General features: G+C 43.2%; 11 protein-coding genes. 2 read left to right on the top strand and 9 right to left on the bottom strand.

Annotated features, from left to right (window positions below; genetic code table 11):
* Positions 1–77: 77 nt before the first annotated feature.
* Together AC23N5_RS18365 and AC23N5_RS18360 are read left to right on the top strand one after the other, a co-directional pair.
* Complete coding sequence (locus tag AC23N5_RS18365; protein ID WP_028526450.1) at positions 78–542, top strand: Lrp/AsnC family transcriptional regulator; 465 nt, start codon at positions 78–80, stop codon at positions 540–542.
* Positions 543–629: 87 nt separating this feature from the next.
* Positions 630–1,400, top strand: a complete 771-nt coding sequence (locus AC23N5_RS18360; protein WP_487756701.1) for a hypothetical protein — start codon at positions 630–632, stop codon at positions 1,398–1,400.
* 151 nt (positions 1,401–1,551) lie between these two features.
* On the opposite strand, the gene AC23N5_RS18355 is transcribed toward AC23N5_RS18360, so the two are convergent.
* From AC23N5_RS18355 to AC23N5_RS18315, 9 genes are all read right to left on the bottom strand, one after another.
* Positions 1,552–4,179, bottom strand: a complete 2,628-nt coding sequence (locus AC23N5_RS18355; protein WP_487756700.1) for a valine--tRNA ligase — start codon at positions 4,177–4,179, stop codon at positions 1,552–1,554.
* A gap of 75 nt (positions 4,180–4,254) precedes the next feature.
* Positions 4,255–5,181: an Rpn family recombination-promoting nuclease/putative transposase gene (locus AC23N5_RS18350; protein ID WP_487756699.1), complete on the bottom strand. Its 927-nt coding sequence runs from the start codon at positions 5,179–5,181 to the stop codon at positions 4,255–4,257.
* A gap of 206 nt (positions 5,182–5,387) precedes the next feature.
* Positions 5,388–6,914, bottom strand: a complete 1,527-nt coding sequence (locus AC23N5_RS18345) for an RtcB family protein (RefSeq protein WP_487756698.1) — start codon at positions 6,912–6,914, stop codon at positions 5,388–5,390.
* A gap of 344 nt (positions 6,915–7,258) precedes the next feature.
* Complete coding sequence (locus AC23N5_RS18340) at positions 7,259–8,791, bottom strand: cryptochrome/photolyase family protein (RefSeq protein WP_487756697.1); 1,533 nt, start codon at positions 8,789–8,791, stop codon at positions 7,259–7,261.
* Positions 8,778–8,930 (bottom strand): DUF2256 domain-containing protein, encoded by a 153-nt coding sequence (locus tag AC23N5_RS18335; protein ID WP_183971652.1) that lies wholly within the window; start codon positions 8,928–8,930, stop codon positions 8,778–8,780. The genes AC23N5_RS18340 and AC23N5_RS18335 overlap by 14 nt, the downstream gene beginning before the upstream one ends.
* Positions 8,931–9,273: 343 nt before the next feature.
* Positions 9,274–10,671, bottom strand: a complete 1,398-nt coding sequence (locus AC23N5_RS18330; protein ID WP_487756696.1) for a sensor histidine kinase — start codon at positions 10,669–10,671, stop codon at positions 9,274–9,276.
* Complete coding sequence (locus tag AC23N5_RS18325) at positions 10,671–11,357, bottom strand: response regulator (RefSeq protein ID WP_122929473.1); 687 nt, start codon at positions 11,355–11,357, stop codon at positions 10,671–10,673. The genes AC23N5_RS18330 and AC23N5_RS18325 overlap by 1 nt, the downstream gene beginning before the upstream one ends.
* 59 nt (positions 11,358–11,416) lie before the next feature.
* On the bottom strand, positions 11,417–12,019 hold the full coding sequence (locus AC23N5_RS18320) for a hypothetical protein (RefSeq protein WP_487756695.1): 603 nt from the start codon (positions 12,017–12,019) through the stop codon (positions 11,417–11,419).
* Positions 12,016–12,285: a TIGR03643 family protein gene (locus AC23N5_RS18315; protein ID WP_122929475.1), complete on the bottom strand. Its 270-nt coding sequence runs from the start codon at positions 12,283–12,285 to the stop codon at positions 12,016–12,018. Before AC23N5_RS18315 ends, AC23N5_RS18320 begins: the two co-directional genes overlap by 4 nt.
* Between the last annotated feature and the right edge of the window lie 57 nt (positions 12,286–12,342).

Below are 12,342 nucleotides of genomic sequence, written 5' to 3'. Positions count from 1 at the left end.
TTAGAAAATACTTCCGCAAAATCATTACATTTGCAGTATAATATTTGTTTGCCAGTTTTTAAAAATTAGCTTCACACATGAAATTAGACCAGATAGACCGCAAGGTTTTGGATATTTTGCAAGCGAATGCAAAAATTACCAATGCCCAACTTTCTAAGGAAATAGGTCTTTCCCCTGCGCCCACCCTTGAGCGTGTTAAAAAACTTGAACAACACGGGATCATCCAGAGCTATCACGCTCAATTGGACCGTGAAAAAGTTGGTCTTGGCGTAACGACGTTTATCCAAGTTACTTTGGTGGGCCATAAAAGAGATGTGACAGAGTCGTTTGTGAAGAGGGTAAATGAAATTCCAGAAATCATAGAATGTCACCACATTACGGGCTCGGGCGACTTTTTGTTGAAAGTAATTTCAAAGGACATTGCGTCGTACCAAAAGCTGCTTCTTGAGTGTATCAATGAAATTGAAGAAGTAGCCAATACCCAAACGATGGTGATTTTATCGACCTTCAAGGAAAGCAAAGTTTTGCCAATTCCGTACTAGTTTCTCTCTCTTTTAGAGGCAATACAAGAAGCGGGGCCATCAGCCCCGCTTCTTGTGTATGTGCCGTACAAGCTAAATCAATAACTTATGATAGCACTGAAAGATTTTAATGTATTGCTTATCAGGCTTTTTCTGGGATATTTGTTTACTTCATCGGGCCTATGTAAACTTACCGAAGGGCATTTTGGCCAATTGATTGGCCCACCATTGTTGATTCAGCAACTGACCCCGCACGGATTACGTACTTTTGGCTTTTTTATTGCTACTTCTCAGGTAATAGTGGGGGCGTTGGTCATGTCGCAGCGGTATTCGGTGCTAGGGCTTATTATGCTTGTACCAATGAATTTGGGAATTTTGATGGTCACAATTTCCCAAAATTGGCAAGGAACTCCCTACGTTGATGCAGTTTTTACATTGTTAAACCTAGCGGCCTTGTTGTACGAATGGCACAGCCTGAAGTTTTTGGTGCTACCTGAGCAAACCTCGTTGTTGTTTCCTCCAAAAACAAATGTATTTTTCCCCGAATGGAAAATGCCAACCTTAGGCATTCTGTTCTTCGTTGTTGCTTGTATTTTAAGTCGTTTTAATGTAGTGGTGACGAGTAGTATAGCCACTATAGCTTATGGCTTAATGTATGTAAATGTGTTTGGAAATGAGTCAGTTAAGTTGCTACAGCGCTTGGTTCTCGGAATGTCGTTTGTTGCGATAATGACTTTTACGTGGGTAGGGCTTTTTCATAAATCGCTGCCTTTTAATCCCATGATTGCCATTGGGTTTGCGGTGCTGGGGACGATGGTTTCGTACTCGATTTTGATTATTGGAACAATGGTAGGTAATTATAAAATGAGCCAAAAATAAATGCACGCGGAGTGCTTCGGCGTGCATTTAAGACTTATTTTCTTGAAGATGGCAGCAGTCTGACTATCGTCTGACTGCTGTTTGGCTATCCGTCAGACGGTAGTCAGACGCGTATTAATCTCGCTAATTCGGTCTGACTGTCGTCTGACCTTTAGCTGAGACGAGCCAAGGCTTCTTGAATAGTGACAATTTTAGCGTCGGCATCGGCTAGTTTTTGACGTTCTTTTTCAACGATGTCTGCTTTGGCATTTTGTACAAAACGTTCGTTTGAAAGTTTAGCTTCTACCGATTTTTTGAAACCAAGCGTATATTCGAGTTCCTTCTGAAGGTTTTCGCGTTCGGCTTCTATGTCAAGTTCACCTTCCAAGTTGACAAAAAACTCGTCGGCTTTTACCAAGAACGACATGCCTTCTGCTTTGCCCGTTGTGTAACTGATGTCCGAAATGTTCGCTAACTTCACAAGCAGGCTTTCAAATGGTTGGTAAAGTGCTTGATTTTCAGTTTTGATGGTCAACGGCAGCTCTGTTTTAGGGCTGATGTTTTTGGTGCTGCGTAGGTTGCGAACGTTGGTAACAACCTCAAAGAAAATCTCAAAATTAGCCAACATCGTTGCATCAAATGGCGCAACTTTGGGGAATTCGGCTACGCAAAGGCTTTCTTTTTCGCCGCGTGGGCGGATGTCTTGCCAAATTTCTTCGGTAATAAACGGCATGAACGGATGCGTCAACGCCATCAATTTATCAAAAAAGCCGATAGTTGCCTCAAACGTAGCTTGGTCGATAGGTTGTTCAAACCCAGGTTTAATCATTTCGAGGTACTGCGAGCAGAAGTCGTCCCAAATGAGTTTATAAATCACATTGAGTGCATCTGACAAACGGTATTTACTGAATAAATCGTGTACTTCGGCGATGGTTTGGTTCAATTTTGCCTCAAACCACGCAATGGGGAGGGCAGCTACTTGACCGCCTTCATTGGAAGAGGGGGTAACTGTCCATCCTTTTACCAAACGGAAGGCATTCCAAATTTTGTTACAGAAATTACGCCCTTGCTCACACAGTTTTTCGTCAAAAAGAAGGTCGTTTCCTGCTGGCGAACTGAATAGCATTCCCGTACGAACTCCGTCGGCTCCGTAAATATTAATTAAGTCCAAAGGGTCGGGTGAGTTTCCTAACGATTTAGACATTTTACGGCCTTTCGCATCACGAACAATCCCTGTTAGATAGACATTACGGAATGGTAACTCGCCTTTAAATTCATACCCTGCAATAATCATCCGTGCTACCCAGAAAAACAAAATCTCAGGTGCTGTCACGAGGTCGTTGGTAGGGTAGTAGTAGTTAATGTCTTCGTTGTTAGGGTCTTTCAAGCCATCGAAAACCGTAATCGGCCACAACCACGAGCTAAACCACGTATCTACTACGTCGGGGTCTTGGGTCAAATCTTCTTCCGTGAGGGCAAACAACTGGTATTCGTGCTGTGCTTTGCGTAGAGCTTCGCGTTTGGTTTTAGCTACAATCACGGTGCCATCTTGGAGGTAATACGCAGGAATTTGTTGCCCCCACCACAACTGACGGCTGATATTCCAGTCGCGAACGTTCTCCATCCACACGCGGTAGGTATTCTTAAACTTAGGCGGTACCAACTGAATATTGTCGTTCATTACGTTTTCGAGGGCTGGTTGGCAAAGCTCTTTCATCTTCACAAACCATTGCAACGACAAACGAGGCTCAATCACAGCGTTGGTACGTTCTGAATGTCCTACGTTACTTTTGTAGTCTTCGATTTTTTCAACAAAACCCGCTTCATCAAGAAGTTTGATGATTTTTTTGCGTGCAATAAAACGGTCTTCACCTACCAAAATCTGGGCTTTTTCATTGAGTGTACCGTCTTCGTTCAAAATATCAATGATGGGCAAGTTATGTTTAAGCCCCAATTCATAGTCATTTTGGTCGTGCGCAGGAGTTACTTTCAAACCACCCGTTCCAAAATCCATCGTAACGTATTCGTCGGTAATGATTGGAATTTCGCGGTTGATGAGAGGAATCAATGCTTTTTTACCGTGTAGGTGTTTGTAGCGTTCATCGTCGGGGTGAACACAAATGGCCGAGTCAGCCATGATGGTTTCAGGGCGAACTGTTGCGATGATGATGGCGTCGTCACTGTCCACTATTTTATACCGCAAATAACACAATTTGGTCATTACCTCCTTGGTCAATACCTCTTCGTCCGAAACGGTTGTTTTGGCTTGAGGGTCCCAGTTGACCATGCGGTGGCCACGGTAAATGTATCCTTTATTATAAAGGTCGATAAACGTATCAATAACGGCATCGTACAAAGAGGGTTCCATCGTAAAACGTGTACGATCCCAATCGCAGGATGCACCTAATTTACGCAACTGCTGAAGAATGATGCCGCCGTACTTGTGCGTCCATTCCCACGCATATTCGTAAAATTGGTCGCGGGTCAAGTCGCGTTTTTGAATCCCTTTTTCTTTGAGCATGGCAACCACTTTGGCTTCGGTCGCAATCGAAGCGTGGTCGGTACCAGGAACCCAGCAAGCCTCTTTTCCTTCCATGCGCGCTTTGCGGACAAGGACATCCTGAATGGTATTGTTGAGCATGTGCCCCATGTGTAAGACCCCCGTTACGTTGGGCGGAGGGATGACGATGGTATAAGGCTCTTTGTCAGGATTGGGCTTTGAATTGAAATAGCGGTTTTCAATCCAATAGCTGTACCATTTGTCTTCGATGTCGCGCGGATTGTAGGTTTTTGAAATCATGTTTGTTGGTTTATAAGTAACCCCACTTAAATCGTTCTTAAAAAAGGGAGATTTAAGTAATGATAATAGTTAATTTTAAAGCGTTTCAATTGTGGTAACAGGAAGACCTGTGGCAATGGCAATTTGTTCGTTGGAAAGACCAAGATTTTTAAGATTTCGAGTGGTTTGCAACACTAACTGTCTTTTCTCTTCCTCCGCCCTAGCTCGCTCTTCCGCAATTCCTTCCGCAATTCCTTCGGCTCTGCCTTCAGCTCTGCCAATATCAATCCCATCCATGACTGCGGTGTCGATGACACTTCTTTCAATGCGTTTGTTTTCGATGTGTTTGAAGTACGCATTCTGCTCGGCTTCGGGGAGGTTTTGTATTTTTAAATATTCTGCCACCTCTTTTAGTCCTTTTGCCTTAGAGTTATTGAGAACTTCGTCATTTTTAAGGTAATAAATCCATTCATCAAGGGTGTCTTTGGCCAAATCATTAAAATTGTTGATTTTGATGACATAGAACTCTGGGAAAAGTTGATAAACAGCCTCTTTTTCAAATAATTCCTTTTGTTTGGCAGAAAGCTCTAATAAGTCGCCTTGATGGATGCCCACAAAATCAGTTTTTCCGTAATAGACGTAGTCCTTTCCTTGCCCTAAATCAAAATAGACGATATTGATTGAATATACTTTTTTGATTCGACTGTACCTTTCGCCCAGTCCAAGGTACTCGGTGGTCACTCTAGAGACTCCGTAAAGCATTCGTTGGAAATAATCAACCTGCTTGTTGTTTTGGATTTCGAAAATGACCAACTCTTTCTTACTATTCAACGCCAAAATGTCCACCCGATTGAACTTATCCTCGTAGCTCTCTTGATTTGACTCACTTTCGAGAATTTGCTCAATGATGATGTCCTCTTTGAGAAGTTCAGACAAAAATCCTTCCAAAATCACAAAATTGGATTTTTGACGAAGGAGGAGTTTCATAGCCCAGTCAAAACGAATCAGCGGCTTGGTTGTCATTCTATTTTTTTTGCAAAAGTACGGAAAAATCCCCTTATCCCTGTCAGCGCCTCAAACGCGGGTGTACGAATAAATGCAGGGTTTAGTAGTATTCCTTTTAAAACACATAGAACATATTAGTATGAACACATAGAAAACATAGAACATAGCTTTGTTTTCTATGTGAAAACTCTATGTGAACTATGTGTTCAACTTCACCCTGCTTTTTAATCTTCTCGGCCTTCTTTTCGGTTGGCGTCGGCCATTCGGACGATTTTAGGACTGAATTTTGCCAAAACCTTCACCAAGTCTTGTTGGGCCGCAATCACCGTTTCGATGTTTTTATAAACCATCGGTGCTTCGTCTAAGTCCCCGCCAATCAATTGGATATTGGTCTCTTCTAAAATCTTATTGAGTTGATGACGAGTAATGTTCTCAAACGCTTTGGTTCGTGACATGACTCGCCCCGCTCCGTGAGAGGCCGAGTTGAGTGCGGTGTTGTGCCCTTTTCCTCGTACGACAAATCCTGGCTGCGTCATCGAACCTGGAATGATTCCGAGGTCGTTGGGACCTGCAGGCGTGGCTCCTTTTCGGTGAACAATTACCTCTTCGCCGTTGGAAAGGGTTTCTTTCCAAGCGAAATTATGGTGATTTTCGACCATTTTTAGGGGCTTTTCTCGCAATTCCCGCGCGATTTTTGCGTGAATTTCGTGGTGATTGGCCGAAGCATATTCGCCCGCCAAATTCATCGCAATCCAGTACTCTTGTCCTTCTTCGGTGTTTAAGTCGAGCCACGCCAAATGCGCCGCTGACTTTGGCAAACGCGTTTTTTGCATGGCGAGTTTGGAGTAGTAATTTGCAACTGTTCCTCCAAAACCTCGCGAACCCGAGTGCGACAACAAAGCTAAATAGTTGCCAACGGGTAGGCCGAGGAGGTCGTCTTGTTCAAAGACTTCCACAACGCCCCATTCGACAAAGTGATTACCCGTACCCGACGTTCCTAACTGACGGTAAGCTTTGTCTTTCAGGTCGCGGATGATTTTGGTCGCTCGCCATTCGGGCAAGTCCATCACACTTTCGTCAAACTTTTTACCCGTTTCTCCCCCCATTCCGAATTTGGTATTTTCGACCAACGTTCGTTTTAATAAATGAGGTTCTCGTTTAAAAAAATCGGCAGGTAAGTCGAAAATCGACATACACATTCGGCAGGCAATGTCCACCCCAACTGCGTACGGAATGACCGTTTCTGGATGGGTGGCCAAAACGCCGCCAATCGGCAAGCCGTAGCCTTGATGGGCATCGGGCATAAGCGCCCCCGCGATAGAAATCGGCAAACTCGCCGCCGTTTTCATTTGGTCTAATGCCCCTTGTTCGATATGCTCCCGTCCAAAAATGGCGTAAGACAACGGTGCTTCACGCAAGTTGAATTCTGTAACTTCTTGTTTTTCAGAAGTATTTAACACAAATGCAGGTTCAGGTGGTGGTAAAAATGACTTACCTGTTTCCGAAAGGGGAATAAACACCTTTTCCTTTTGCAAATCGTAAATAGACTTGGCTAAATTGGTTACTTTGTTTTTGGAGTAGGCAAACTTTTTAGGGTTTTCCAACATTCGAGCGAAAAGCTCAAATACCTTTTCTTTGGGATATTCGGCATGTTGGTGAAGCCCGTTGGCAATTCGCAAAAACGTAGTATGCAATGAGGCTGGAATGTCAGCCAGCACTAAGATTTCTTCGATGGTGAATAAACTGTTCATCTGAATAGTTTTGAAAATTTGAAACTTGTTGGGCCAGTTATTCCAAACAGGAGAAGGTAAATTGTTAAGAAAAAAATGGCACAAAAAAAGCCCGACTGGGAAGAGTCGGGCTGGGTATGTTGAAGGAGGAATTTCGCTCTAAAACACATACTTGCCGACTCGCATAGCATCGCTGACGCAGAAGCCTGCGACTTTGCTGATTGCTATATTTTGCGAATACCGTAGCATAGTTGTGTTGGTTAAAATTTGTGCCACAAAATTAGGAAAAACAAAATTGTATTTTCCAATGATTTGTTGGATTTATTTTTTTTGAGTATTTTTTTATTTTATTAACCTTCAGATAATCAAAGGTTTGGTAGGTTGTTAAGATGAACATTAGCTTGCTCCAAGATGGCCTGTTTTTCAGCGTTGGACATTTTATTGAGCAATTGATACATCATCCCAATTCGCGGATTTTTCTCCAACAGCGCCCGATTTCGCTCATAAAAATGCCAGTAAAGGCTATTGAATGGGCAGGCTTTTTGGCCAATTTTTGATTTTTTATCGTAAAAACAAGACGCACAATAATTGCTCATTTTATCGACGTAGTTGGCCGAAGAGACGTAAGGTTTAGAACCAACTATCCCTCCGTCGGCGTACTGGCTCATGCCTCGGGTATTGGTGATTTCTACCCATTCGATGGCGTCTATGTAAATGCCCAAGTACCATTGATCTACCTCGTCGGGGTGGATGCCTGCCAAAAGCGCAAAGTTGCCCGTAATCATCAGCCGCTGGATGTGGTGTGCGTAAGCATAATTGAGACTTTGACCGATGGCATGTTTGAGGCAATTCATCTTCGTTTCACCCGTCCAAAACCAATCGGGAAGCGGACGCTCGTGTCCAAAGTAATTGAGTTGCTGATAATCGGGCATTTTGGCCCAATAAATCCCGCGCATGTACTCGCGCCAACCTAAAATTTGGCGGACAAACCCTTCACATTGCTCAATACTGACCCGCTCGGGATGCTTTTCCCAGTACGCAACGGCGGCGTTGACCACCTCCGCAGGGCTGATCATTTTGGTGTTGAGCGAAAACGAAAGTTTGGAATGAAACAACGACCAATGGCCCGTGTGCATGGCATCTTGGTAATTTCCAAAATGGGCAAAAAGAAAAGTTAGAAAAAAATCAAGGACTTCGAGAGACTGTTTGCGGGTCGTGGGCCAAGGAAAACGGTCGGCGAGGGGAGTGCCCAAATACCGAACTCCTGCGCGGTCAATTTCCTCCAAAATATCCCGATAATCGTGCGAAAACGCATGACTAGGAATTTGAACTGGGTTGCCCTTGAACGGTTTACGGTTGTTGCTGTCGAAATTCCAACGCCCACCAACGGGTTCAGCGCCCTCCATCAGCACTTGGTGTTTTTTGCGCATGGTTCGGTAAAAACTTTCCATGAGGTAGTTTTTTTTTGAACCAAAAAGCTGCGTCACTTCCTCGCGGGTCGTGTAAAAATGTTCGGTGTCATAGACTTTACTCTGAATGTTAAGTTGCTGACGGTAAGTGGTTAGTTGTTGGTCGAGGCGGTATTCGTCGGGGAGTTGGTACTCAAAACATTCGATGCCATTTTGCTCAATAAGCCAGTCAAGATTTTGGGTCAAACTTTGCGTATTGTTGGGGGCATTGATGCGTAAATGAACGACACGGTGCCCTCGTTTTTGTAAATAAGCTGCAAAATTGTACATGGCTGCAAAAAAGCCAATGACTTTCTGGACGTGATGCACCACATAATCGGTTTCTTGTCGCAGTTCCATCAGCACATAAAGCGTATCGGGCGAAGCCTGAGTGTACCAACTGTGCTGATAATTGAGCTGGTCACCTAAAATAAGTCTAAGTGTTTTCAAGGGTTTTCTTGTTTCGTTGACTGCGGCAGCGGTCGCTGCAATACTTCACTTCTTCCCATACTTTTTCCCATTTTTTGCGCCATGTAAAAGGCCGACCACACACGAGGCAGGTTTTGGTAGGTAAGTGTTGTTTTTTCAAGTTGAAAATGAGTTTTGATGTTTCAACCTTTGGTGGAGGAAATTGTTTGAACGAATCCCAAAAAAGAACGGCAGGAGGAAAATCCCTGCCGTTGCTTTGATCAATTAGACCGTAAGAACTTACTTTACCCACATTATACTTTCTCTCTTACGATAATAAGTCTATCGAATTCTCGTGTTAGGTTAGATGATATTTTACACACAAACACTTAAAAAAATACACACAAATACTTAAAAAAACCGACGCTCAACAAACGGACGTCGGTTTTATTTCTTTCAACTATTCTTACTGTATAAGAAAACCATTACGTCACAAATGTACGGTGGCAATGCTTAAAAAGTCATTAAGAACTTACTAAATTGTCGTTAGTTTTTGAATAAGGAAGCACGATGGTGAAAATTGTCGTACGAGTAGCTTGGTCTGAGGATACATGAAGCCAGCTTTCGTGCAATTTTATGATGCGTTCTACCAACGATAGCCCTACCCCGTAGCCTTTGATGTGCGAGGCACCGTCTCGTCGATAAAAAGGTCGAAAAATAAGCTTCATTTCTTCAGAGGCGATTGTCTCACCTGTATTTTGAAACTCCAATTGAATACCTTCTTTGGTGAAAAATACGTGCACATTGACGTGGGAATTGTCCGAAAATTTACAACCATTTTCCATCAAATTCACAAAGGCAGTTTTGAGCAAATGCGGGTTGCCGTTGACCAATAATTGGTTTTCGCTACTGATGTCTTCGTCAAATTGGACGGTAATTAGGTAGTTGGGCTCGGCAGACAACAAAAGACTGCGTGCGTCCCAAAGCACTTCATCTATGCGAACTTCTCCGTAGAATATACGCTGAGATTCGTCGTTTACTTTGGCTAGGTCGAGCAGGGTTTCGGCAAGGTGACTAAGTTCGCGGATGTCTTGTCGAACAGAGACGATAAGTGATTGATAATCAACGGTACTCCTTTCCTTGAGCATCGCTACATCAAGCTGGGTTCCCATGCGCATAAGTGGGTTTTTTAACTCATGCGACACGTTCGATATGAAAAGGTTTTGGAGCCTAAACGCTTCGGACAAACGGCCTAATAAATCGTTGAAGGTGAGGGTCAGTTGTCCAATTTCATCTTGTGGATTTTCGACCGTAAGGGGTTGGTCAAGTTGGTTGGGAAATAGCTGTTTTACTTGGTTGATAATACGCGTAATGGGCGACATAGCTCTTCCCGAAAAGTACCATCCTGCAAAACCAAAAAGAATAACTTCGAGCAAATAAAGCCACACCAAGATTTGGCTAAGACTTTCTAGGTTTTCCCTGCCCCATAAATCTTCTGCTCCAATGATGGTTGTTACGCCGCCGTACGAATCGGCAAAAAAAAGTCCCAGTGCTAATTGATGATTTAGGGTAAGTCGAACTTTTTTCTCCTGACGAATGCGGTTTAATAATTCAGGGGTAATTTGATAGGTAATTGTGTCGTTGTTGGTGTAAATTTCTTGGTTTTTGGCGTTGTAAACGACTAATTTTTCGTTAATAAATACATCGTAATTTGACTTGTCAATAATTCTGAGTAGGTCGGAACTTACTTCGTTGACCTTCATTAAAAGTTCAGTCGTTGTTTGCGCTTTTTTTTCTAAGCGGTCAAAAAATTCCTCTTCTACGTATTCGACTCTTAAAAGATAAATAGTTAAAAAGGTGATGAGTAAAATACTTGATACCAGTACCGTGAACTGGACGGTAAGTCGTGTCCTGATGTTCATTATTGGTCAAGTTTTAAAACATAGCCAACGCCGTAAACAGTGTGAATAAGCTTTTCCGAAAAATCTTTGTCAATTTTTTTTCGGAGCAATGTGATATACACCTCTATGACGTTGGTTCCTGTATCGAACCGAATGTCCCAAATTTTCTCCGCAATATCAACTTTCGTCAAAACCCGCCCCGTGTTTTTAAGCAAATATTCAAGCAAAGAGAACTCTTTGGCCGTTAGGTCGATACGTTTTCCTTGCCTTTTGACAATTCGGGTGTCGATATTCATTTCCAAATCGTGGTAGGACAGGGAAGTGGAAGAGGTAATGGGAAACGAATCGGAAGTGCGGTTGAGTAAAGCACGAACGCGGGCCAATAATTCCGAAAAATCAAAGGGTTTTACCAAATAATCATCGGCACCTGCGTCAAACCCCATTAATTTTTCTTCGATTGCGCCCAAAGCCGTAAGCATCACAACTGGGGTGCGAATGCCTTCTTGGCGAAGTAATTTACAAAATTCAACGCCGTTGAGCTCGGGCACGATGACATCCGTAATGATGAGGTCATAGCTTGACCGCTTGGCTAAAAGGTGGCCAATTTTGCCGTCGTAGGCAATATCAACTTCATAGCCATTTTCTTCTAGTCCCTGACGGATAGATTGTACCGTTTTTACATCATCTTCAACAACTAATAGCTTCATACACAGTTGAATGGGTGGTGAATTGGCCTGCAATTAAACAAATAATGCTTAAAAAGTCATTAAATGACCACTTGACCTTCGGAGGGCTCTCCAATAATTTGGTGTTGGTGATGGATAAAACGATAGCCCGAAAGCCACGCAAGCAGCGAGTCAAACTGATGTTGGTGGCGCGGATATTCGTTAAAAAGTACGCTGGGATACTTTGAAGTAAGCAAATCGCAAAGGTTTGGAAAGTCAATTTTAGCCAATTTTTTGTGGTATTGGTTTTTTAATTCGAGTTGAGCTAGGGCTTTTGGATATACTTCATATACCGAAAGGGCATGTTTTGTAGTGAGCGTTTGCCGCAATTCCATCGCCCTTGCTGTGAGGCCGCCCAAAAACATCGGAGACATGGCTTTGAGGGCCATATCGCACTGCCGATAATGGAAATTGGTGCAGCCTTGTTGCTGCGTATAAACTCCTGGTAATGAGAGAGGCGCGTCGATAAAGACGTGTTGAATGGAGGATGGTTGAGGTTGTTCAATAAAGCGTATGATAAACGCATCGGCATCGCGGCGGTCGGCATCGTAAAACTGAAGCACCTGTCCGTCGTGGTGACAAATGACAGTATTGCCTGACGTTTTTGAGCCGTAATCAATTCCAATCCAGTGAGTTAATGTCATCGTTTTGAAACTTTGTTAAGACTAATGCTACGCTGACGAGAACAATGGAAACGGTCTATTTCGTCGGTGCGTAAGGATTGGTGTTTGGTGCTGCGGCCGTTCATTCGTTTGCGCCACATTTCAAAACTACTTCGTTTCATGTGGGTACGCATGGTCGCAATCACTTCTTTTTCTTTTAGTCCAAACTGTGCTTCGATGGCTTCAAAAGGAGTTCGGTCTTCCCAGGCCATCTGAATGATTCTATCAATATCTTGTTCAGTCAACATGCTTTTTTAGGAATACAGCGGATGAGGTTAGATGAAATCAAAACATAGTTTATGGAT

Source organism: Runella sp. R5_40 (assembly GCF_057652295.1).
This window is presented reverse-complemented; position numbering and strand designations above follow the sequence as displayed.